Source organism: Pseudomonas sp. Ant30-3 (assembly GCF_000690905.1).
Taxonomy (GTDB): Bacteria; Pseudomonadota; Gammaproteobacteria; order Pseudomonadales; family Pseudomonadaceae; genus Aquipseudomonas.
The window spans coordinates 1-23,722 of record NZ_JMCL01000137.1 but is presented as its reverse complement, the minus strand read 5'-3'; the positions used below and the strand labels follow the sequence as shown (position 1 = coordinate 23,722).

The following is a 23,722-nucleotide window of genomic DNA, read 5'->3' as shown; positions in this document are numbered from 1 at the left end:
CGAGGGAGCTTGCTCCCGCTGGGCTGCGAAGCAGGCCCAAAACCAGGCTAACGAGTTCTATCTGATCCCTGATTGGCCGGTCTACGACTGCTGCGCAGCCGGACGGGAGCAAGCTCCCTCGCCACAACAGCACTTCGCCGTTATCACGAGGGCGACACCATCGGTTTATCAGACAACCCGCGCATCCCCGCGCCAACTTGGCTAAAATGCCGGCCTTTTCCACCAACGCCGCCGGAACCGCCGTGAGCAAAGAACCCGATCGCCTTTTCGCCCAGCCTTTGGCCCAGGTGCCTGACTTCGCCTTCAACGAAGACGTGGTGCGGGTGTTCCCGGACATGATCAAACGCTCAGTGCCGGGTTACCCGACCATCGTAGAAAACCTCGGCGTGCTCGCCGCGCAATTCGCCCAGCCGAACAGCGTGCTCTACGACCTCGGTTCATCTTTGGGCGCGGTGACTCAGGCCTTGCGCCGTCACGTGCGCACCGACGGTTGCCGCGTGATCGCTGTGGATAACTCGGCGGCGATGGTCGAACGCTGCCGCGAATACCTCAACGGTCAGGACTCGATGTTCCAGGAGTTGCTGCCGGTTGAAGTGATCGAGGGCGACATCCTTGCCCTGCAGTTCCAGCCAGCCTCGGTGGTGGCGCTCAATTTCACCCTGCAATTCATCGCCCCGGATCAGCGCACCGCGTTGCTCGCGCGTATCCGTCAGTCGCTGCTGCCCGGCGGCGCGCTGATTCTCTCGGAAAAACTGCGTTTCACCGACCCTGAAGAACAGGCGCTGCTCACCGAGCTGCACGTCGCATTCAAACGCGCCAACGGCTACAGCGAACTGGAAATTGCCCAGAAGCGCAGCGCCATCGAAAATGTCATGAAACCCGACAGCCTAGAAGAACACCGCGAGCGCCTGCTGGCTGCCGGTTTCTCGAAAGTCGTGCCGTGGTTCCAGTGTCTTAACTTTGCCTCGTTGATTGCCTTGCCATGATTGATCTGTCTCCCCTCGCCCGCCGTCTGGCCGGCACACCGCTGGCCGATTGGGCTAACACTCTGCAAGCGCAGCTCGACAAAAAAATGGAAAAAGGTCACGGCGATCTGGAGCGCTGGCAAAGCGCGCTGGACGCGCTGCCGAAGATCCAGCCAAGCGAAGTCGACCTGCTCAACGGCCTGACACTGGACACCGATTGCGACGATGAAACCCGCGCGCAAATGCGCAGCGCGCTGATGGGCTTGTCGCCGTGGCGCAAGGGCCCGTTCGATCTGTTTGGCGTGCACGTCGACACCGAATGGCGCTCGGACTGGAAATGGTCACGCGTCGCGCCGCACCTGGATCTGCAGGGCAAACGCATTCTCGATGTCGGCTGCGGCAACGGTTATTACATGTGGCGCATGCTCGGCGCCGGGGCCGACAGCGTGATCGGCGTCGATCCGAACTGGCTTTTTTTCTGCCAGTTCCAGGCGGTTCAGCGTTACCTGTCCGAACCGAACGCCTGGCACTTGCCGTTCCCGTTCGAAGACCTGCCGCCGGAACTCGAAGGCTTCGACACGGTGTTTTCCATGGGCGTGTTTTACCACCGTCGTTCGCCGATCGAGCATTTGCTGGCGCTGAAGGATTGCCTGGTCAAGGGCGGCGAACTGGTGCTGGAAACCCTGGTGATCGAAGGCGATCAACAGCAGGTGCTGGTGCCGGAAGACCGTTATGCACAGATGCGTAACGTGTGGTTTCTGCCGTCGGTGCCGGCGCTGATGCTATGGCTGCGCCGCGCCGGGTTTACCGATGTTCGCTGTGTCGACGTGAGCGTGACTACGGTCGAGGAACAGCGCGGGACGCAATGGATGAAGTTTCAGTCGTTGAGTGATTTTCTCGATCCTGAAGATAACAGCAAGACGATTGAGGGCTTGCCGGCGCCGATGCGTGCGGTGATCGTGGCGCGTAAGTAAACCCCGAGTTCCAGACCAATGGAGATTCCCCTGTGGGAGCGAGCCTGCTCGCGATGACTGTTTCACATCCAACAAAAATGTTGGCTGACACACCGCATCGCGAGCAGGCTCGCTCCCACATTGGGTTTTAGGTCTAGTCTGCGGGTCTGGCGCGCCGGGCCTTGAAGAAATCGCTCAAAACCGTTCCGCACTCCTCCGCCAACACCCCACCCTCAAACAACACCCGGTGATTCAAAAATCCCTGGGCAAAAAACTGCCCCTGACTCTGCACGATCCCGGCCTTGGGCTCCAGCGCGCCATACACCACTCGCGCAATCCGTGAATGCACGATCAGCCCGGCGCACATGCTGCACGGTTCAAGCGTCACGTAGAGGGTGCTGCCCGGCAGGCGGTAATTGCTGGCGGCCAACGCAGCGGCGCGAATCGCGACCATTTCCGCATGGGCACTCGGGTCGTGGCCGCTGATCGGGCAATTGAAGCCGCGACCGATGATCTCGCCATCCTGCACCAGCACCGCACCCACCGGTACTTCGCCCAGCGCCGCGCCTTGTGCCGCCAGCGCCAGCGCTTCGCGCATGAAGTCGCGATCACGGCTGCGGTCAATGATCGCTGCGGGTCGAATCTGCCGCATCACGCCACCTCGATGGCGGCCATCAGGCCGGTTTCCATGTGGTCGATCACATGGCAATGGAACATCCACACGCCCGGGTTATCCGCCACCAACGCGACTTGGGCACGCTCGTTCTTGCCCAGCAAATAGGTGTCGGTGAAATACGGGATCACCTTGTGCCGGTTCGAGGCGATGACCTTGAAGCTCATGCCATGCAGGTGAATCGGGTGCTGATACTGGGTCATGTTCTTCAATTCGAAAATGTAGCTTTTACCCTTCTCGAGTTTAGCGATCGGGCGGTCGGCGCAGGTCTTGTCGGTGATATCCCAGGCCTGGCCGTTGATCTGCCACAGACTCGGCGGCCGACCGTTATCGACGTTCACCGACACCGAGCCTACCCATTCGAAATTGAAGTTGAGCTTCTCGGCATTGGCCAGGTCCGGCTCGGCCACGGGATTGGCCGGCAGCGCCGGTGGCCATTGAGCTGGCGCATCGCTGTTCGCTACCGAGCGCAACGTACCCAGGCGCACCGGGCCATTACGCAGGGACAATTCCTCGCCAGCGGCCGGCGCCTTGATCGCCAGACAAATGCGCATGCCGGGGCCGAGCCAGTACTCCTTGCCGAGCGGGCGCGGCTCGACGGGGTTGCCGTCCAGCGCGTAGATCTGCGCTTCGACGCCGGGAATATTGAGGCGATAGGTCAGGGTATTGTCGAGGTTGAGCAAACGAACGCGAGTGATCTGCCCGGCCGGCAATTCGATTACCGCCTGCGAGACACCGTTGATCGTCGACAGCCGCCCCGCCGTACCGCCCCGCGCTGCTTCACGGGGAATGCTGAACGCGACAAACGCGCCGTCTTCATCGACGTGCCAGCTCTTCAGGCTCAGCGTTTGTTCGTACTTGAAACCGGTGGGCTCGCGCTCTTCGATGATCAACGGGCCGACCAAGCCGCGACCGAGTTCTTCACTACTGTTCACATGCGGGTGATACCAGTAGCTGCCCGCGTCCGGCACGCGGAATTTGTAATCAAAGTATTCGCCGGGCAATACCGGCAACTGCGAGACGTAAGGCACGCCGTCCATTTCCAGCGGCAGGCGGATACCGTGCCAGTGAATAGTGGTGGCGACCGGCAGGTGATTGATGAACCGCACCCGCAGCCATTCGCCCTGACGCACGCGCAACTCGGTGCCCGGCGCCGACGGCCCGAAGGCCCATGCCGGAGTCTTGTGCCCGGCGACCAGCTCGACATCCAGCGGTGCGGCGATCAGTTCATAGTCGTGACCGGCGTCCGCATCGGCCATCTTGCCCAGCCAGTACCGCGACGCGCCCCCCGCTCCGACGCCAACGACTACAAGACCGGCCAGGCCACCGAGGATTTGGCGACGGGTAAAGGACATGAACTCAACTACCTCACGAATCAGCATCAGGCCCGAGGGCCTGTAAAAGGCGAATACGATACACCTGCGGTTGAGAAACAGTAAGGGTGGGGCGGCGGATGGCCGCAGGGTATCGGTCTGGTATACCCACTGTGGCGAGGGGGCTTGCCCCGTTGGGGCGTGAAGCGCCCCCGGCATTCGGCCAGCCGAGCCGCGTCAGCCGTTTTCAAGCCGCCGCCCAGCCGAACACAACGCTGCAAAGTTTCGCCAAGCCTCTTAGCCACAGCAAGACCTGTTCACAGCATAATGATCAGTGCGCGTGGCCGGTGATCAGATGCAAAATGCCGTCATTCAGCACCATGACTGCCGGCACACCGGCCAGACTCAAAGCCTGTCGATCCATCCGCGCCACATCACGCAACTCCACGCGAACCCTGGTCAGCGCCACAGGTTGCTGCGACTTGAGGTTATCTACACCCCCCAACGCCGCCACAATCTGCGGCGCGAGGCCAGACATCGGCGGCGCGGTCACCTGCGACTCATCCACCACCAGATCCGGCGTCAACGCCTTCCAGAACGCCCGCTGCATTATCTCGAACATTTTCAGCCCTCCAGAACCGGTGAAGTATCGACCGTTGCCTCGCGATAAATCCGCAACGCCTCGCGCACCTGCTCGGCGCTTTCCAGGCCGAGCACCTGCTCGGCGATAGCCTTACAGTCAAGTAGATTCACCTCGCGAACGGCGGCTTTCACCGCAGGAATCAGCGGCACGCTCACCGATAACTCATCCACCCCGAGCCCGAGCAACAACGGCGTCGCCAGGGTTTCCGAAGCGAGCGCGCCACACACGCCGACCCACTTGCCGTGAGCATGGGCAGCCTTTACCGCACTGGCGATCAACCTCAGTACGGAGGGATGGAAACTGTCGGCCTGGCTCGCGAGGCGCGGATGATCGCGATCCATGGCCAAGGTGTACTGGGTCAGGTCGTTGGTACCGATCGAGAAGAAGTCCACTTCGGGCGCGAACAGGTCCGCCATCAGCGCGGCTGCGGGTACTTCGATCATGATCCCCAGTTGCGGCAATTGCGCGAGGCCGAGCGCCTGGGCCTCCTCTTCCAGCAGCCGGCGAGCCATGCGCAGCTCCGAAAGCTGCGTGATCATTGGCAACATGATGTGTAAGCGGGCCAAACGGGTGCTGGCGAGGATTGCCCTGAACTGATCACGCAGTAACTGCGGGCGCTCAAGACACAGGCGAATCCCGCGCATCCCCAGAAACGGATTGGTTTCACGCTCCATCGGCATGTAGGCCAATGGCTTGTCACCGCCGACGTCCAGGGTGCGCACCACCAGATTGCGCATCGGGCCCAATGCCCGGGCGATCGCGCCGTAGGTCGCAGTTTGTTCGGCATGGCTGGGCGCGTGATTGCGGTCCAGGTACAGAAACTCCGAACGCAACAAACCCACGCCCTCACCACCCAGCGCGACGGCCTGTTCGGTTTCGCTCAGCGAGGTAACGTTGGCGGTCACTTCGATACGATGACCGTCACGGGTACACGCCGGCAGCGAGGCATGGGCCAGCGCCTGTTGCTGACGTTGCTGTTGTTGCTGACGCTGGGCTTGAAGCTGCTCGATGGCCGCAATTTCCGGGTCAAGATGCAGCTCGCCCTTGTCGGCGTCGAGCAACACTTGCGTACCGGTGGCCAGCGTCAGCACGTGCACCGGCAAGCCGCAGATCGCCGGCAGTCCAGCCGCCCGCGCGAGAATCGCGACGTGACTGGTGGCGCCACCACCGACCGTGGCGAACCCTCGCACTTTGCTTGTGTCGAGTGCGGCCGTCCGGGACGGTGTCAGTTGCTCGGCGATAAGGATCGCCCCGTCCGGCAAGTCCAGTGCGTAATCCTGCACTCCGAGAATCAGCTTGAGTACACGCTCACCGACATCCGACAGATCGGCGGCGCGCTCGGCCAGCAACGGGCTGCCGAGATTCATGAACAATGCAGCCGTCGTCTCGGTTGCCGTACGCCAGGCGAACGCTGCGCTCTTGCCCTCGCCGATCAGGGTCTGCGCCTGATCCAGCAGACTCGGGTCCTGTAGCAACTCCTGATGCGCCTTGAAAATATCGGCCTGAGCTTCTCCGGTCTTTGCCTGCGCCAACTGCTGCAAATCCATATCCGCAGCCATCAGGGCGCGGGACAGATGCTCCCGCTCGGCCTGCAAGTCTGTGCCGAACTCATTGACCTCAAGCGTACTGTCTGTAATTTGCACCACGTGGCCGAACGCCGAACCCGCTGAGGCACAGATACCGCGCAAAACTGTCGGCGATGAATCCTTGAGTGTCGCCACCGCGACCGGTGCTGCGGCCGCCTCTTCACCACACCCTGCAACGAGCAGGTCCACCAGAGTCTTGATGGCCACATCGGCGTCGGGCCCCATCGCGCTGACGTGCACTATGTCGTTGAAAGCCGTCTGCAGCGCCATGATCGCCACCAGGGATTTGGCGTTAGCCTTGTGTTGACCTTTGTGCAGGTAGACGTTTCCTGAAAAACCTTTCGCCGCTTGAGCGAACACGGCGGCCGGACGAGCGTGCAAACCGTTCGGGTTGGGCAATGTCACCGGTGTCGAGGCCAGTTCTCCTTCATCTTCCGGCAGTGTCACCTGCGTGACTGGCTCCCCAGGTTGCAAACCGATCAGCGGCTGACCACATTCCACCAGGCCCTCGTCCGGTGTCAGCCAGGTGAACGCTTCGCCGCTGACCACCAGCATCAAGGTCAGCAGGCTGCGCGCATTCAGGGCGATGTAATCGGCGTCAAATTCGATCAGCGCCTGGCCCGCCCTCACCCGCTGACCTTGCTCGACCAGACGCGTGAAACCGTTGCCGGCCAGGTTTACCGTGTCGAGCCCGACGTGCACCAAAACCTGCACGCCATTGTCGTCAGTGATGCTGATGGCGTGCCCACTCGCCGGCGCATTGCTGATCACGCCAGCCAAGGGGGCGCACAACGTCTGCGAGGTCGGATCGATGCACAGCCCGTCGCCGATCACGCGACCGGAGAACACCGGGTCAGGCACTTGGTCGAGAGGCATGAGCAGGCCGGACAATGGTGCGAGCAGTTGCAAGGGTTGAGGTATGGCCATGACATCACCTGGAGTTCTGTTCTTTGAAGAGACTTGCGATCTCGGGGCGTCTGATTGATTGGTCATTATTTCCACCAGTACTCGACTTGCAGACCGACATTCGCACCGTGGCGGGCGCGGCCGAATGCGCCGGTGTCGGACAACGCTGACCCTTTCGCCAGTTCATTCGCCGCACGTTTCGCTGCCTGGTTCCAACTGGCGTAGGTGTAATACAAGCGTACCTCGGGCCGCGCCCAGAATTCCGGACCTTTGGGCGACCAGGTTGGCGCCACGGTGAACTTGCTCAGCTTGCGTGTGCCACCCGTGGCCTCGACCTGATCGTGACCCAGTTCGGTGACCAGTTTGAACTGCTCGGTCAGCGCATACGTGGGACGCACGCCGAGGGACATCCAGTTCTGATCGCGACCGCCCGCCCGAATATCTTTCTGATAAACCGCCTGAACCTGTCCGCCGAATCGCGGCGTTGTCTGCCAATCGAAGAACTCTACAATCCGGTAGCTCTTATTGCTGTCATCCAGTCGCACATTACCGGTATAGCCCAGCCCAGTGCCGGGCCCTTCGCCGTATTGAAAAGCCAGTTTGTTCTTGCCACCCAGAAATCCTTGTTGCACATGCTGAGTGCTGACAGCCCAGCCACGGTGTGTATCGCGGCGGTCAGGCTTGTCGATGTAGCTCAGGCCGAACTCCAGTTCTCCACCGGCATTGGTATCGAAACCGCCCACGTTGAAATCGTGACGATTGATGTAGTCCTTCTGGTACAGGTTGTCCTTGCGTGAGAAGGCGTAGCTGTATTTCAGATCGCCGATCAGTACGTCCTCGATACCGCCACCCGTGCCGCTCTGATTCCAGTAATAAAAGTCGGAGATGTGGATATCGTTGCGCTTGTAATAACGCCGACCGGCCCACAACGATCCGCCATTGAAAGCAGGCATGTTTGACCATTGCGCGTACAACTGCGGCATACGTACCGAACCGGTATCGCCCTTGAACGTCAGGTTGCGATCGTATTGGTTATAGAGCGAAGCCATACCGTCGACGCTGAGTGTCGAACCGTCATCCAGGGTGAATAAATCCTGGCGTAGTTCGAGTTCGCCGTATTGTTCGCATTCGTTGCCCAATCGGTATTTCGTCTGTGCCCCCGGCAGTTGAAAACACGACTGGTTGCTGCTGTTCAGGGAGGTCCCGACACCGCTGCGCAAGTAGCCGCCAAACTCTAGCGCATCGACGGAAAAAGGCATCGCGAGGGACACGCCAGCAATAGCGAAGCCGAGTTTTATTGTTCTGTTCATGAGCCACTCCATTATTTTTATTGTGTGCAGCAGCAAAATCGACGCGCAAAAATCCCCCGCGCAGCGTTCTGCGTGTTTTTGAAGTTGTTGTTTTTTAGCGGTGGATCAGTCGGTCATGTGCAAGACCAAAGACTCATATGGCCTTAGTACGATCTGCCGTTTACGTGGTGGGCAGTCCGGGTAGTTGCTGATGACAACCCGTTGCGCCATCGTTTCGCTGAGCACGTCAGGCGGCAGTAGCACTTCACAAGGTGTGCCGTAGAAATTATTCAGTACCAGCAAACGTTCTCCATGACCCTCGCGCACATACGCCCAGATCTGCGTGTGCTCCGGCAAAATTTGCCGGTAGACGCCGTCGGACATCAGGGTCTCGGTGCGACGCAAGGCGATCAATTGGCGATAGTGATGCAGCACCGAATCCGGGTCATCGAGTTGAGCCGCGACGTTGATCTGCGCGACATTCGCCGGCACGCCGATCCATGGTTCCGCCACGCTGAAACCGGCGTTCACCTCGGCATTCCAGTGCATCGGCGTGCGGCCGTTGTCGCGGGATTTCTGCATGATCGCCGCCATGTTGTCGGCGTCACTGGCCCCCGCGTTGCGCTTGAGTCGAAAGATGTTCAGCGTCTCGACATCGCGGTATTGATCGATGTGATCGAAACCGGGATTGGTCATGCCCAACTCTTCACCCTGATAAACGAACGGCGTGCCCTGAAGGAAATGCAGCGCAGTGGCGAGCATCTTCGCCGAGAGTGCGCGGTACTCACCGTCATTGCCAAAACGCGAAACCACGCGCGGCTGGTCATGATTACACCAGAACAACGCATTCCACCCGCCGCCAGCCTGCATACCGGTTTGCCAGTCGGAGAAAATCCGCTTCAAGGCCAGAAAGTCGAAGTCAGCACGAACCCACTTTTGCAGGTTCGGGTAATCAACTTTCAGGTGATGGAAGTTGAACGTCATCGACAACTCTTTCGACTCTGGCCGCGAATACCGGATGCAATGTTCAAGACTGGTCGATGACATCTCGCCGACATTGATCAGGTCATGGCCTTCGAAGACTTCGCTGTGCATTTGCTGCAGATATTCATGGACGTTAGGGCCGTCGGTGTAGAAGCGCCGGCCATCACTTTCGTCGTCCGGAAAAGCCATCGGTTTCGAGATCAGGTTGATGACGTCCAGACGAAAACCGCCGACGCCTTTGTCGCGCCAGAACCGCATCATCCTGAACACTTCGGCGCGTACCTGCGGGTTTTCCCAATTCAGGTCGGCCTGGGTGTGATCAAACAAATGCAGATAGTACTGACCGGTCTGTGCTTCGTACTCCCAGGCCGAACCGCCGAACTTGGATTCCCAGTTGTTCGGCTGATCGCGCCAGATATAGAAGTCGCGGTAAGGGTTGTCGAGACTGCTGCGCGCCTGCTGGAACCAGCTATGTTCGATGGACGTGTGGTTGACCACGATATCGAGCATCAGCTTGATCCCGCGCTTGTCGGCCTCGGCGATCAGCAACTCGCAATCGGCCATGCTGCCGTAGCTCGGATCGATGGCGTAGTAGTCGCTGATGTCATAGCCGTTATCGCGCTGCGGTGAGCGCAGAAAGGGAGTGAGCCACAGGCAGTCGACACCGAGCCACTTCAGGTAATCGAGTTTGGCGACGACGCCGAGCAGATCGCCCGTGGGGTTACCGGCGTGGCTGTGAAAGCTCTTTGGGTAGATCTGGTAGATCACCGAGCGTTGCCAGTCTTGCATGGCGCGATTCCTTCTTCAATTTGGCACAACCCCTACGGGTGAGTGCGATGTCTCAGGCAACCCTGTATCCGGGCCGGACAATCTTCATGCTCAACACGCAGGTCAGTACAAACGGCACGACCATGGCAATCACCATGCCGATGACGAACATCGGGATGTATTGAGGAATGATCGAAATGAAGCCCGGCAAGCCCCCGACACCAATGGCCGACGCCTGGATCTTGTTCAATGACAGAAAAATGCAACCCAGCGCAGACCCGGTCAGCGCTGCGTAAAACGGAAATTTGTAGCGCAGGTTGACCCCGAACATCGCCGGTTCGGTGATGCCGAAATAGGCGGATATCGCCGACGTCGATGCCATGCTTTTATCCCGCGCGTTGCGGGCCATGTAGAACACCGCCAGTGCCGCACTGCCCTGGGCGAGATTGGACATCACGATCATCGGCCAGATGAACGTCCCGCCTTGAGTGGAAATAAGCTGCAGGTCAACGGCGAGGAACATGTGGTGCATGCCGGTGATCACCAGCGGTGCGTATAACAGACCGAAAATCGCACCACCGACCATTGGCGCCAATTCGAACAGGGTGACCAGGCCTTCGGTGATCAGAATGCCCAGATGCCGGGTGACCGGGCCAATGATGGCCAGCGCCAGCACGCCCGTGACGACGATGGTGGTAATCGGCACCACCAGCAACTGGACCGCGTTCGGCACCCGCGCCCGCAGCCATTTTTCTATGACGCTCATGACGTACGCGGCCAGCAGGATCGGAAGGATCTGCCCTTGATAACCGACCTTCTCGATCTGGAACAGCCCCAGAATGTCGAAGTACGGCAGTTGCTGACCCTCCAGCCCTGCCACGGCCTTTCCGTAGTTCCAGGCGTTGAGCAGATCCGGATGAACCAGCATCAGGCCGAGGACGATGCCGAGAATTTCACTGCCGCCGAAGCGCTTGGCGGCCGACCAGCCCACCAGCGCCGGCAGAAACACGAACGAAGTATTGGCCATCAGGTTGATCAGGCTCCACAGCCCGTCGAGCGACGGGTAAGCCTCAAGCAGAGTTTGCCCGTCAATGAACATGCCCTTGGCACCAATCAGATTGTTGATGCCCATCAACAAGCCGGCAACGATCAGGGCGGGGAGGATCGGCATGAACACATCGGAAAACACCCGCACCAGACGCTGCATCGCATTGATCTTGTCGGCACTCTTCTGTTTGACGTCAGCAATGGTCGCCGCTGCAAGACCGGTTTGTCTGCGCAATTCGGCGTAGACCTTTTCCACCTCACCGGGGCCGATCACCACTTGATACAGGCCGCCGGTGAAGAACGACCCTTTCACCAGATCGACCTGGTTCAGCGTGGCGCTATTGACCAGGCCCGGGTCCTTGAGGGACAGGCGAAGCCGCGTGACGCAGTGCGCGGCCTGCTCGATGTTGCCGCTGCCACCGAGGCTTTGCAGCAGTTCGGTGACGATGTCCGGGTAGTCGTGGCTCATGCTTGTTCTTCCGCTATGGGTTTTTGTTATTGGCAGCACGCCGACGTGAAAAGTACTCGTCTGTACGAGTTAAATCAACAACTGGTACAGACGAGTATGATTTTGTTTATTACGCGTAAATCACGCGATGACTTTTCCTACTAATAAAAGGGAAGGAACCCAAAACCCGCATGGACAATTGCCTACCCTGCCCTTAAGGTTCGACACCTTGAGCATCCCGGCACAGAGCCATTCCCATGAGTAAATACAACCAGATCTACAGCGATCTGCTTGCCAGTATCACGACCGAACGTCTGGAACGCGGCGCGCGGTTGCCTTCCGAAACCGAACTGATGGACAGCTATCAGGCGAGTCGCGGCACCGTGCGCAAGGCCATCGAACAACTTCAGGAGCGCGGCTTCGCGCAAAAAATTCACGGCAAAGGCACCTTCGTGCTATCGACCAACCCGATCGAATTTCAGCTGGGGGGCATCGTCAGCTTTCAGGAAACCGAACCCGGGCTGGGCAATGACGTCAGCACCGAAGTGGTCGAGTTCGAACAGCTGCCGCTCGAAGGCCCGTTGCTCGAACACATTCAGGCGCAGGAAGGCAGTTTGATCACCCGGATCAAACGGGTGCGGCGGATCGACGGTAAACGCGTGATTCTCGACATCAACCATTTTGTCAGCGACGTGATTCCGGGCCTGACGCGGGATATTGCCGAACACTCGATCTATGCCTTTATCGAGCAGCAACTGCAACTGCAAATTGCCTACGCACAGCGCACCATCGAAGCGGTGCCGCGCAGCAAAGATGATCACCAGCACCTGGACCTCGACGGCCAGAGCCACGTGATTGTGGTCAGCAATCAGACCTTCCTGCAGGACGGTCGGCAGTTCGAATACACCGAGTCGCGGCATACGCTGGACAAGTTTTACTTCTCGGATATCGCGCGGCGTTGAGCACGAGTTCGAAAAATTCCCCGCCAGCGGGTGTTTTCCCATGCGGACCGTCGCCCGATACCACAGCTGTTCTTCCGACCGTCTGACAGACCGATCCTGCTCATCCTTGAAATCATCGCCGTGGATTTTCATCACCACGATCAAGGAGAGAGACTGTGGACACCCCGCAAAACACTGAACTACCCAATGCTGCCGACCGACTGGCACTCAAGGCATTGGTGCCCGCCCTGGTTCAGGCCTGCCCCGACATGTACGAAATGGCCTGCGCGGTCGCTCGCGAAATTCTGACCGCACACGGCTTCGAGCATCTGGATCCCGAACTGGTTTACTGGCATCGGTTTCACGCGGCCCAGAGCAGTTCGAAAACCTTCACCGGCTGGGAGCATCTGCAAGAATCACCCCGCGAGTCGATGACCTTGCCGCAGTTGGTGATCCAGCGTTTTAGCGTGCACGACCAGGACAATGCCGACCTGCTCGACTCCGATGCCGGTTTTTACACCGCCGGGCCTGACGCTGGCACCTATAACGAAACCAACGAAGTGCGCCTGCACAGCAGCGATGTGCTGAAGGCATTTTGGGCGATCAATTTCGCTGATCGCTTCCGCAAGAAAACCAGCGCTTTCTGGAGCAAGCACGGCAAGACGTTCCGCTCGCTGGCCAAATGCACTTTCCTGGCCAAGGCCATGGAGGACCGTGAAAGCGGTCGCTTGTCGGATGACAACTTCAGGACTGTGGTTCGCGCGGTGGCCGGCAATGTCAGCTGGCCGGTGACCCTGCAGATGCTCGAAGACGAATGCCCGGTCACTCAGGCGCCGCAAGTGACGCTGCTTAAGATTGGCGGATTCGTGGCCACTGACATCCTGTGCATCGTCGACAGCAAAGGTGGGAAAATTCTCTATGTGCCCGGCGAAATCTGGGGCGTGCATGCCCTGCAGTCAGCACGTGATCTGCACTGGTGGGTGCTGTCGCAAATCAAAAAGCCCTCGGACCGCAAACGTTTCATGGCGCATTTCCAGGTGTCCGACCACGACATCATGGAGGACACCTCATGGCGCAACGCTGCGAAAGAGCGCTGGCTGCTGGCCCTGATTCCGATCGTGGGCGTTATCGCCGAGCTGACGCGCGAACCGCATATCGAGAACGTCGGGCTCAGCCATACGCTCGACTTGCTCGTGAGTACCTGGGACAGCGCCGACCATTCCCTGATCGAACACACCGCCGCGTCTATCGAGGGAGATGCCTTCAGTTTCTTGGCTCAGGCTCTTCATACCCGCATGATCGGTGATGCGGAATTCATGATGCATTCCAACGGCGATCTGCGGAAAAAACTGTGGATCGGCTATCTCAATGCGTTCAACCGCATGTTTGGCCCGATGGCTGCCGTCGGTTGGCCGGTGGCGCTGGCGGTCGTCGGCGCGGGCATGGCCACCGTCGGCCTGCAGATCGATCAGGCGGTCAATGGCAAAACGCCGGGGGCGCGCAAGGCAGCCGTCACCGGCGCGATTTTCGCGGCCATCGATACGCTGTTCAACGCCACGTTCATCAAGGGCGGCGAACACCTACCGGAAATTGCCGAAATCGAGGGCGAGGTAGCGGCCGAGGCGTTTGTCGCGCAGGAAGAAAAACTCGCCGAAGCCGCCCTTGCCCGCCCACCGTTGCCAACCCTGGAAGAGATCGCACCGCATCAGGTATTGCCCGCCGCGCCGGAAGATTTTCTCGCCTCGTTCAAGACCGAGATCAAAGAAAACTCGCGGATTGAACCCGGCAGTGCACAGTTTCAGGAAATCCTTCAGACCCCCTCGGGCAGGACTTACATCTACATGAGACGCGCCGGCTCGGACGGGTTTTATCAGGTGCGCTACGTTGAACAGATGCGCGGATGGGTGATCGTCGACCCGGCCAATCCTTACTCCTTTCATCGTAATGTGCCGGTACGCCTGAACGAAGCGTTGAAATGGCAACCCACCGCCCGGCCAGGTCTGCGGGGCGGGATGAAAATATTCGGCGATTGGCCCTGGGGTCACACCGCCGATCCTTTGCCCGAGGTGGTGGCGCAACCGATGCCTTATGACGTGGCGCAATCGTCAAGGGAGGCACTGCGCTCAGTCGCCGAATCAAGGATCAAAGATTTCCCGCTGGACAGCGTCACCACCAGCGACAGCCTTTATCAGGATTTCAAGACACTGCGTCGCAGCCTGTACGACGACGCAATCAGGGCCCCCACAGAGTCCGCCACGCCACCGCGCCCGGCGGTGCCGGTCTTCAAACCGGCCACCCCGTTCGCCGAGGCGAGCAAGCGGCTGCTCAAGGAGACGCCGGGGCTGGTGATCGGGCAGGACAGTGCCTCCATCGCCGCCCGACAATTGCTGATCGATAACCTCAAGGTGCTAAACAAACAGAAAGTCCGAACCCTGTATCTGGATCGTCTGCTGACTGATTTTCATCAGGTGGACCTCGACACCTTTCACACCACCGGCACGATGCCGCCAGCGCTGGAAGATTATCTCAAGAGCCTGGACACCCGGCTCGGAACCGACCCGAGCGGCCCCCACAGCTACACCGAACTGGTGCAGACCGCGCAGAAAAACCATGTGCGCGTGCAAGCCATCGACTGCATGGCCAGCCGCAGCTTCCCGCACATGGAGCAAACGTCCGAGGTCAGCAGCCAGAAGATGCTCAACTATTTTTCCGACAAGACGATCCGCGCCGATCAGGCTGCGCGGGGTACTCATCGCTGGGTAGCGCTGGTGGATGAGGGACGCGCCAGTACTCTGGATAGCGTTGCCGGCATCAGTGAGAGGCAGGGCGCCGTGGCGTTGCGCGTCGAGGAAATTCCCTTGGGAAAAGCCAGCGGGCTGTCGGCCGATCCCGGCAAAAAAGTGCTGGACCTGTTCGGCCGCCCCGTAGACCTGATCAAAAGCGATCTGCGCCTGCAAGTGACAGCTTCGCCTGCGACCGCCACCGCTCGCACCGTCGACGAGGCTTTACCGAGAAGAGGCATGTTTCTGTTTCAGGAGCCCTCCACGCTGATCCACCGCAGCGGTGACGGGACGCTAGTCACTACCAACATCCAGCAGGATGCCGGCGGCCTGTTCATCGTTCGTCCACGCTGGACCACGGTCAGCGGCCGTCATTTTGCCAGCGCTCATGAGTTGGCCACCGCACTTGAGGATGAAGGCCTGAGCCTCAGGCGCGTGCGTATTGATCCTTCGGCCAAGCCGGGTGAAACGGCCGTTGAACCCGTGGCGCCAGTGCCCGACACCAATGCCGTGCCTGCGCCGTTGATTCCGGACGTGCCACGAATTACTTCGCCTTACGACATTCCATCGCAGCTTCGCAACGAACTTAGCGCCAGGGCATCCAGCCCAGGCGACCGTTCTCTGTGGGACAACGTCGTGACGCTTGAAGGCAACACGCCTCTCGACACATTCAAGGCCCTGCGCCAACAACTGCATGCAGACACCACGCGCTTTTACGCCGAGCTGCAGCTTGCGCCGCGCCCGCCCCTCTCGCCCATCGCCCCGACTACGACCACCGAGGCGTTCATCGAGCAATCGCTGGAGCAATTCAATGGCTTGGTGATCGGCGAAAGTCATGCGGATATCGGTAGCAAACAATGGCTGATCGAGCAGATGCCGACACTGGCTCGCAAAGGCGCGAAAACCCTGTACATGGAGCACCTGTTCACCGACTTCCATCAACCGGCGCTGGACAACTTCGCCAGAACTTCAGTGATGCCTCGCGATCTTGAGCTGTACCTTGAAAGCCTCGATCAGGGCCATATGACCGACCCGCTGGGCCGCTACACCTTCCTCAATCTGGTCAAGGAAGCCAACAGGCAAGGCGTGCGCATTCAAGCCATCGACTGCATGGCCAGTTACCGGCTCGAAGGCATGCGCGGCCTGCAGAAAACATCCCGGCAGAAAATCATGAATTTCTTCGCCCACACGGTCATCGAGGCCGACCAGTCTGCAAGTGGCCCACACAAATGGGTGGCGCTGGTGGGTAATTCACACGCCAACACCTTTGACGGTGTGGCGGGTGTCAGTGAGCTGGAGCAGGGCCTTGGCCTGCGCTTCGAAGATGTGACTCAGGGCAAATCCGCAGGGATCGAACCGGACCCTGGCAGAACCTATGTCGAGGACAATGACAGTCCGACCGCGATGGTTAAAAGTGATCTGCGCCTGCAAATGGAAACACCTTGGTCAGCTCAGACAACACCGAACATCGATAAATTGCTGAGCCGTCCCGGCATGTACACCCTCCAGCGCGACCCGCGCGGCACGCGACTGATGCATCGCGGTCGCGACAATCTCATTGTGAGCACGACCATTCACGCCGAATCCGGGCGTTTCTTCATCGAACGTCCGACATGGCCCACGCTGCATGAGAAGCGCTTCACCAGCATCGAAGCCCTGCTCAAGGCGCTGGACCAAAGCGGCTTGACCCTGGCCGGCTGGACGGGCCCGCTGTAAGCACCCACAAAAAAGCCGCGAGAAACCTGGTTTCACGCGGCGCTTTGTAAAGCCTGTCAGGCCATCGGCTACCCGATTCAGAACAGTTTTTGGGCATAACTATGTAGTGCACACTCCTTGAGCGAACGGGCGATCTTGAGCGCCCATTTCTCAAGGATAGAGAACACATGAGCTCGATCACCGCCGCACCAATGCCCAATGCCAGCGACAAAGCCACGTTGAAGGCAATCGCCGCCCGAATCGTGACGGCCTGCCCAAGTCTGCAAGACACCGCCCACGAAGTGGCCAGCGGCCTCCTTACAAAATACGGGGTCACCGGCCTGGACCCGGATCAGGTTTATTTTCATCGGTTCAGGCTCGCCCAAAGCAACCCGAAGACCTTCACCGGTTGGGAACACTTTCGCGAAAAACCTTATGAGTCCATGACCCTGACACAACTGGTGATTCATCGCTTCCGTGCTACCGATCAGGACAACGCAGATCTCCTCGACCTCTACGCTGGGTTCTACACCGCAGGACCGCAGGCAGACGATTTCAACGAGAGCAATGAAGTGCGCCTGCATGGCAATGAAGTATTGAAGGACTTCTGGAGTATCAACTTCAGCGACCTTTACCGCACCAAGCTACAAACATTCTGGAAGGATTCTTCCGATGATTTTCGCACGTTGGCCAAGTGCAATTTTCTCGGCAAAGCCATCGACGCCTGCGAAAGCGGGCGGTTGACCACAGACGATTTCCAGACTGTCGTCAATGCCGTCACTGGCGAGATGACCTGGCCAGTGAACCTTCAGAAACTTGAAGCAGAAACCCCGGCTGATCCTGCGGTGCGAATTTGCACGCTGGACATCGCTGGCTATGTCTCGGCCAATATTCTGCGGATCGTTGACCCCAAGGGTCGACAGATCATTTATTCGCCGGGTGAAGCCGAACCGTTTCAAGTGCTCGAAACACCAGCGGATATGCACTGGTGGGCCTTGCAACACATGAACGATGAAGCGCCGCGCCAAGCCTTCATGAATCATTTCCGTCTGGCAGATCGCCACGCCATCGGCGAAAACATCTCCGACCTGATGGATCGTCTGGTGAGTACCTGGGGTCACTCTGATCATCACCTGATCAATCAAAAAGACCAGAGCATCACGGGCGACGCTTTCACCTGGTTGCGCGATTCCACCCAGACCGCGATGTTCGCGGAAGCTGACTTGTCCCTGACCTCGAATGGCGATCTACGAAAAAAATTGTGGGTCGGATACTTGAGCGCAGGTTTGAAGGTATTCGGGCCGATGGCGGCGATCGGCTGGCCAGTGGCGTTGCCTGTGATCGGTGCCAGCCTGATCAACATGGGCTTGAACATTGATCAGGCCGTGAATGGCAGGACTGCCTCCGAGCGTAAAAATGGCGTTATCGGGGCGGTGCTCAACGGCATTGATGCCGTGTTTAATATTCCGTTCTTGAAAGGTACTGGCTCATTGGCAGAAGTCGGCGAATCCGTCGATGCCGTCGAAGCCGCTGAAATGGCTGACTTGCTGGGACCCAACGAATTGCCGGAAACACCCGAAGCGCCAGAACAACCGGCGGAGTTGATGACAGCTGAAGAGCCGGAAGAAGGGCTGCCCATTATTGAAGGGTTACCCGCTACAACGCCTGAAACTGCGCAAACTGAGGAAGTTGCGCGGCACTACCAGATTAATGAACTGCTGGACGGATATTCACCGATCGACGAGCCCGGAAAGTTTCAGGGTATCTACAGGCTGGACTCGGATCCCCCCTACGCGATCATGATGAACGACACCGCGTACAACGTTCACTATTTCCCCGATGCTGAGGGAGGCGGACACTGGGCAATCGTCGATCCGGCAAGACCGAATCAATTCATACACTCACTGCCGGTGCGACTGAATGCCGAAGGCGACTGGGAACGGATGCCTCGGTTGGGGCTGAAGGCAGGTGGTCAGTGCATAGGCAAGGCATGCATTCCGGAAGCGGACCTCGACGCAAGCGAAGCGGCAGAGGTCGAGCAGGTGGAACCTACCCCGCGCAACGTTCGCGTTGTGGTTACGTCGTATACAGCTCGTTCCAGATGGGCGCAGAAAAGATGGGCACTGGGACTGCGACAAACCCATGTGGAGGTTCGGGTAGACCCGATCAGTAATCGGCTGATATCGGTCGATCATTACCGCTTGGACTATGCCCTGGTACGACAAAGGCTTCTGCGCGGCTCCGCACTCTTTTACAAGAATCTCGTCTGGGCCAACTTGCCGCCACGTCCAGTCATCCCGCAAGTAACTCCACTCACCACGACGTCTCGCCTTATCGAGCAGATTTTCGAGAGCGCTCCGGGGCTGGTCGTCGGTGAAAGTCTTGATCGAGTCAGCAGTATGCGGTTCATGATCGAGAACCTGCCGACGCTGGCCAGGCAGGGAGTGAAGACTATTTACATGCGCCGTCTGGTCAATGATTTCATTCAGTCCGATCTGAACTCGTTTTTTGAGACTGGCGTTATGCCTGGCGATCTAGGGGAATACCTGACGTCACTCGGCACCGATCCTTCAGGGCAATTCAATGAACTGCAAATTGTCATAGAGGCCAGGCAGCACGGCATTCGCGTTCAGGCGACCAACTGCGCGGCCGTCTCTAAATATCCCGGTCTGGCAGAAGCGGGCTACCTGGAGCAAATGGCCGCGAACCATTTGACCAATGAAATTTTCGCCGCAGACAGACTGGTCAACGGAGATGGAAAGTGGGTTGTGCTGACCGGAGCTGAAAACACTAATACATTCAGAGGCCTTGCCGGCATCAGCGAACTGGAAGGTGGTATTGGCGTACGGATTGAAGAGGTCAACCCGGGCCAAGGGCAACGTATTGCAATAGACCCCGGCTTGGAAGTGACTACCGTTCCCTCTGCGACCAGTCCGATGCGAGGCACTTTCGATACCCTGCAAGCCGATCTGTTGCTTCAGATGGAAGCACCACTGCTGGTTCGCACCGAATTAGAAATCGAAAAACTGCTGACGCGCCCGGGCATGTACCTGTTCGAGAAATCAGACGATGTATTTATTTTGCACCATCGTAGTCAACACGGAGGGATCGTCCGCACTTGGGTTGAACACTCGGCCGATGGCGGATACTCGATCAACCGTCCGTCCTGGACCGATGTCAATCAGGTTCGGTTCTCGTCGCTGGACATGTTGTCCCATGCGCTTGAACGGCGAGGTATGACTTTACAAAGTCGCTTACCGAGCTGAGGTGAACAGGATACTGAGGACGAAAAAAAACCCTGGCCAGGGCCAGGGTTATTTCAATCAGTCATCAATCTGCGTGCGGGGTCATTCCCACTCAATCGTCGCAGGCGGCTTGCTCGACACGTCATAAGTAACGCGCGAGATACCTTCGATTTCATTGATGATGCGGCCGGAAACAGTTTCCAGCAATTCGTAAGGCAGGTGTGCCCAGCGTGCGGTCATGAAGTCGATGGTTTCCACGGCACGCAGGGCCACGACCCAGGCGTAACGACGACCATCGCCTACCACGCCAACCGATTTCACCGGCTGGAACACCACGAAGGCCTGGCTGACTTTGTGGTACCAGTCAGCCTTGCGCAGTTCTTCGATGAAGATGTGGTCGGCGCGACGCAGCAGGTCGGCGTATTCCTTTTTCACTTCACCCAGGATCCGCACACCCAGGCCCGGGCCCGGGAACGGGTGACGGTAGACCATGTCGTACGGCAGGCCGAGTTCCAGGCCCAGACGACGGACTTCGTCCTTGAACAGCTCGCGCAGTGGTTCAACCAGCTTGAGGTTCATTTCTTCCGGCAGGCCGCCCACATTGTGGTGCGACTTGATCACGTGGGCCTTGCCGCTTTTCGCGCCAGCCGACTCGATCACGTCCGGGTAGATGGTGCCTTGCGCGAGGTACTTGATGTTGTCCAGTTTGTTCGACTGGGCATCGAATACGTCGATGAAGGTACGGCCGATGATCTTGCGCTTCTTCTCCGGGTCGGACTCGCCGGCCAGGTTGTCGAGGAACTGGTCTTCGGCATTCGCGCGGATCACTTTGACGCCCATGTTCTCGGCGAACATGGCCATCACTTGCTCGCCTTCGTGCAGACGCAGCAGGCCGTTGTCGACGAAGACGCAGGTCAACTGGTCGCCGATGGCTTTGTGCAGCAGCGCGGCAACCACCGAGGAATCGACGCCGCCGGACAAGCCGAGCAGAACGTTGTCGGTACCGACCTGAGCGCGCACGTTGGCGATGGCGTCTTCAGCGATTTTCGACGGGGTCCACAGCGCTTCGCACTCGCAGATGTCGAGGATGAAACGCGACAGGATGCGGCCGCCCTGCTTGGTGTGGGTCACTTCCGGGTGGAATTGCACGCCGTAGTAGCGGCGCTCATCGCTGAACATGCCGGCGATCGGGCAGCTCGGGGTGCTGGCGAGGATGTGGAAGTCTTGCGGCATGCGAGTGACTTTGTCGCCGTGGCTCATCCACACGTCGAGACCGAACAGGCCGTCAGCGTCGATGTGGTCCTCGATGCCGTCCAGCAGGCGGCTCTTGCCCACTACATCGACACGGGCGTAACCGAATTCACGCAGCTCGGAACCTTCAACCTTGCCACCCAGCTGTTCAGCCATGGTCTGCATGCCGTAGCAGATACCGAAGACCGGTACGCCGAGGTCAAACACCGCTTGCGGGCAGCGAGGGCTGTTGGCTTCGTGCACGGACTCGGGACCACCGGCGAGGATGACGCCTTTCGGTGCGAATTCGCGGATCGCTTCGTCGTCCATGTCGAACGGATGCAGCTCGCAATACACGCCGATTTCGCGCACGCGGCGGGCAATCAGCTGGGTGTACTGGGAACCGAAATCGAGGATCAGGATGCGGTGGGCGTGAATGTCGAGGGCCATGATTCAGTCTCGTCTAGAAATTCAGAAACAGTCGTGATTCAGAAACAACTCGGGGCTGAATAACACAGCCCCGGTTGCTTAACGATTTGCTTGAAGGCTCAACCTACGCGGTAGTTTGGCGCTTCTTTGGTGATCTGCACGTCGTGAACGTGGGATTCGGCCATGCCGGCACCGGTGATCCGCACGAACTCGGGCTTGGTGCGCATTTCTTCGATGTCGGCGCTGCCGGTGTAGCCCATCGAGGAACGCAGGCCGCCCATCAGCTGATGGATGATGGCGCTCAGGGTGCCCTTGTAAGGAACACGGCCTTCGATGCCTTCCGGAACCAATTTCTCGGCGCCGGCCGAGGAGTCCTGGAAGTAACGGTCGGAAGAACCTTGAGCCTGGGACATGGCGCCCAGCGAACCCATGCCACGATAAGCCTTGTACGAACGACCCTGGAACAGTTCGATTTCGCCTGGCGCTTCTTCAGTACCGGCAAACATCGAGCCCATCATCACGCAGGAAGCACCGGCCACGATGGCCTTGGACAGGTCACCGGAGAAACGGATGCCGCCATCGGCGATCAACGGAACGCCAGTGCCTTCAAGGGCCGCGGCGACATTGGCGATAGCACTGATTTGCGGAACGCCGACACCGGCGACGATGCGGGTGGTGCAGATCGAGCCAGGGCCGATACCGACCTTGACGGCGTCAGCGCCCGCTTCGGCCAAGGCCTTGGCCGCAGCGCCGGTGGCGATGTTGCCGCCGATGACTTGTACGTCAGGGAAATTCTGTTTGACCCAGCGAACGCGGTCGATCACGCCTTTGGAGTGACCGTGCGCGGTGTCGACCACTACTACGTCAACACCGGCATTGACCAGTGCTGCAACGCGGTCGCCGGTGTCTTTACCGGTACCGACTGCAGCGCCGACGCGCAGACGACCTTGATCGTCCTTGCTGGCCAGCGGGTAGGCCTTGGCTTTTTCGATGTCGTTGACGGTCATCATGCCTTTGAGGGCGAATTTGTCGTCGACGATCAGGACGCGTTCGATGCGGTTCTTGTGCAACAGCTCGCGGACGTCGTTCTTGTCGGCGCCCTCCTTGACCGTGACCAGACGCTCTTTAGGCGTCATCACCTCACGGACAGTGGCTTCCAGACGGTTTTCGAAACGTACGTCGCGGGAGGTGACGATGCCGACCAGGTCGCCATCGTGCAATACCGGCACGCCGGAGATGTTGTGCTGGCGGGTCAGTTCGAACAGTTCACGCACCGTGGCATCTGCCTCGATGGTGATCGGGTCCTTGACCACGCCGGCTTCGTAACGCTTGACCTTGCGCACTTCGGCAGCTTGCTGCTCGATGGTCATGTTCTTGTGGATGATGCCGATGCCACCTTCCTGAGCCATGGCGATTGCCAGACGGGCTTCAGTGACGGTGTCCATTGCGGCAGAAACCAGAGGAATATTCAGCTCGATGCCACGGGTTAGGCGGGTCTTGAGACTGACTTCGTTAGGAAGCACCTCGGAATAACCGGGCACTAGGAGAATGTCGTCGAATGTCAGAGCTTCTTGGCTGATACGCAGCATCGCGGGGGCTCCCGAGCGGGAAATTGGAAGCGCGCCATTATAGTCAGACACCCCCTCGGGTTCAATGTAAAACTCTGTCTATTATTGCCGGACTGATTGAGGGGCTAAAACTACCGCACCCCATTCGAACGCAGAACACGTGGCGAGGGAGCTTGCTCCCGCTCGGTTGCGTAGCGACCGCCAAAAGGCCGGGGCCGCTTCGCAGCCCGGCGGGAGCAAGCTCCCTCGCCACAGGGGG

14 protein-coding genes are annotated in these 23,722 nt (G+C 59.1%); 5 read left to right on the top strand and 9 right to left on the bottom strand.

Features of this window, described 5'->3' with window-relative positions; all coding sequences use genetic code 11:
- Positions 1-242: 242 nt before the first annotated feature.
- Together cmoA and cmoB are read left to right on the top strand one after the other, a co-directional pair.
- Positions 243-986, top strand: coding sequence for a carboxy-S-adenosyl-L-methionine synthase CmoA (gene cmoA / locus DU29_RS0126370; protein WP_028624397.1), 744 nt, complete (start codon positions 243-245; stop codon positions 984-986).
- Complete coding sequence (gene cmoB / locus DU29_RS0126365) at positions 983-1,939, top strand: tRNA 5-methoxyuridine(34)/uridine 5-oxyacetic acid(34) synthase CmoB (protein ID WP_028624396.1); 957 nt, start codon at positions 983-985, stop codon at positions 1,937-1,939. The genes cmoA and cmoB overlap by 4 nt, the downstream gene beginning before the upstream one ends.
- 133 nt (positions 1,940-2,072) lie before the next feature.
- Here cmoB and tadA read toward each other — a convergent pair whose 3' ends face one another.
- The 7 genes from tadA to treP form a co-directional block, all read right to left on the bottom strand.
- Positions 2,073-2,570 (bottom strand): tRNA adenosine(34) deaminase TadA, encoded by a 498-nt coding sequence (gene tadA, locus DU29_RS0126360; protein WP_028624395.1) that lies wholly within the window; start codon positions 2,568-2,570, stop codon positions 2,073-2,075.
- Positions 2,570-3,946 carry a multicopper oxidase family protein gene (locus DU29_RS0126355; RefSeq protein ID WP_028624394.1) on the bottom strand — a complete coding sequence of 459 codons (1,377 nt, stop codon included), beginning with the start codon at positions 3,944-3,946 and terminating at the stop codon, positions 2,570-2,572. The genes tadA and DU29_RS0126355 overlap by 1 nt, the downstream gene beginning before the upstream one ends.
- 289 nt (positions 3,947-4,235) lie before the next feature.
- Positions 4,236-4,526, bottom strand: a complete 291-nt coding sequence (locus DU29_RS0126350; RefSeq protein WP_028624393.1) for a PTS transporter subunit EIIB — start codon at positions 4,524-4,526, stop codon at positions 4,236-4,238.
- Positions 4,527-4,528: 2 nt separating this feature from the next.
- A complete protein-coding gene (gene ptsP / locus DU29_RS0126345) occupies positions 4,529-7,060 on the bottom strand; it encodes a phosphoenolpyruvate--protein phosphotransferase (RefSeq protein ID WP_028624392.1) in 2,532 nt (843 codons plus the stop codon).
- A gap of 65 nt (positions 7,061-7,125) precedes the next feature.
- Positions 7,126-8,349, bottom strand: a complete 1,224-nt coding sequence (locus DU29_RS0126340) for a maltoporin (RefSeq protein ID WP_028624391.1) — start codon at positions 8,347-8,349, stop codon at positions 7,126-7,128.
- A gap of 105 nt (positions 8,350-8,454) precedes the next feature.
- Positions 8,455-10,101 carry an alpha,alpha-phosphotrehalase gene (gene treC / locus DU29_RS0126335; RefSeq protein ID WP_028624390.1) on the bottom strand — a complete coding sequence of 549 codons (1,647 nt, stop codon included), beginning with the start codon at positions 10,099-10,101 and terminating at the stop codon, positions 8,455-8,457.
- 52 nt (positions 10,102-10,153) lie between these two features.
- The gene (treP, locus tag DU29_RS0126330) at positions 10,154-11,596 is read right to left on the bottom strand and encodes a PTS system trehalose-specific EIIBC component (protein WP_028624389.1); all 1,443 of its coding nucleotides are present in this window, start codon (positions 11,594-11,596) and stop codon (positions 10,154-10,156) included.
- Between the two features lie 236 nt (positions 11,597-11,832).
- Between treP and treR the strand changes: the two genes are divergently transcribed.
- From treR to DU29_RS0126315, 3 genes are all read left to right on the top strand, one after another.
- Complete coding sequence (treR, locus tag DU29_RS0126325) at positions 11,833-12,537, top strand: trehalose operon repressor (protein ID WP_028624388.1); 705 nt, start codon at positions 11,833-11,835, stop codon at positions 12,535-12,537.
- A 155-nt stretch (positions 12,538-12,692) separates the two neighbouring features.
- The gene (locus tag DU29_RS01000000130510) at positions 12,693-17,012 is read left to right on the top strand and encodes a membrane-targeted effector domain-containing toxin (RefSeq protein ID WP_050483188.1); all 4,320 of its coding nucleotides are present in this window, start codon (positions 12,693-12,695) and stop codon (positions 17,010-17,012) included.
- A 167-nt stretch (positions 17,013-17,179) separates the two neighbouring features.
- Positions 17,180-20,257 carry a membrane-targeted effector domain-containing toxin gene (locus tag DU29_RS0126315; RefSeq protein ID WP_028624387.1) on the top strand — a complete coding sequence of 1,026 codons (3,078 nt, stop codon included), beginning with the start codon at positions 17,180-17,182 and terminating at the stop codon, positions 20,255-20,257.
- A gap of 81 nt (positions 20,258-20,338) precedes the next feature.
- On the opposite strand, the gene guaA is transcribed toward DU29_RS0126315, so the two are convergent.
- Together guaA and guaB are read right to left on the bottom strand one after the other, a co-directional pair.
- Entirely contained in the window at positions 20,339-21,916 is a 1,578-nt protein-coding gene (gene guaA / locus DU29_RS0126310) for a glutamine-hydrolyzing GMP synthase (protein ID WP_028624386.1), read from the bottom strand.
- 98 nt (positions 21,917-22,014) lie between these two features.
- Positions 22,015-23,484 carry an IMP dehydrogenase gene (gene guaB, locus DU29_RS0126305; RefSeq protein WP_028624385.1) on the bottom strand — a complete coding sequence of 490 codons (1,470 nt, stop codon included), beginning with the start codon at positions 23,482-23,484 and terminating at the stop codon, positions 22,015-22,017.
- Positions 23,485-23,722 lie beyond the last annotated feature (238 nt).

Bases quoted from the DNA above. Each gene is read 5' to 3' on its own strand.
- DU29_RS0126315 (WP_028624387.1), top strand. From the start codon at position 17,180: ATGAGCTCGATCACCGCCGCACCAATGCCCAATGCCAGCGACAAAGCC.
- treR (WP_028624388.1), top strand. From the start codon at position 11,833: ATGAGTAAATACAACCAGATCTACAGCGATCTGCTTGCCAGTATCACG.
- treP (WP_028624389.1), bottom strand. From the start codon at position 11,596: ATGAGCCACGACTACCCGGACATCGTCACCGAACTGCTGCAAAGCCTC.
- DU29_RS0126340 (WP_028624391.1), bottom strand. From the start codon at position 8,349: ATGAACAGAACAATAAAACTCGGCTTCGCTATTGCTGGCGTGTCCCTC.
- guaB (WP_028624385.1), bottom strand. From the start codon at position 23,484: ATGCTGCGTATCAGCCAAGAAGCTCTGACATTCGACGACATTCTCCTA.
- treC (WP_028624390.1), bottom strand. From the start codon at position 10,101: ATGCAAGACTGGCAACGCTCGGTGATCTACCAGATCTACCCAAAGAGC.
- cmoB (WP_028624396.1), top strand. From the start codon at position 983: ATGATTGATCTGTCTCCCCTCGCCCGCCGTCTGGCCGGCACACCGCTG.
- guaA (WP_028624386.1), bottom strand. From the start codon at position 21,916: ATGGCCCTCGACATTCACGCCCACCGCATCCTGATCCTCGATTTCGGT.
- tadA (WP_028624395.1), bottom strand. From the start codon at position 2,570: ATGCGGCAGATTCGACCCGCAGCGATCATTGACCGCAGCCGTGATCGC.
- DU29_RS0126355 (WP_028624394.1), bottom strand. From the start codon at position 3,946: ATGTCCTTTACCCGTCGCCAAATCCTCGGTGGCCTGGCCGGTCTTGTA.
- ptsP (WP_028624392.1), bottom strand. From the start codon at position 7,060: ATGGCCATACCTCAACCCTTGCAACTGCTCGCACCATTGTCCGGCCTG.
- DU29_RS0126350 (WP_028624393.1), bottom strand. From the start codon at position 4,526: ATGTTCGAGATAATGCAGCGGGCGTTCTGGAAGGCGTTGACGCCGGAT.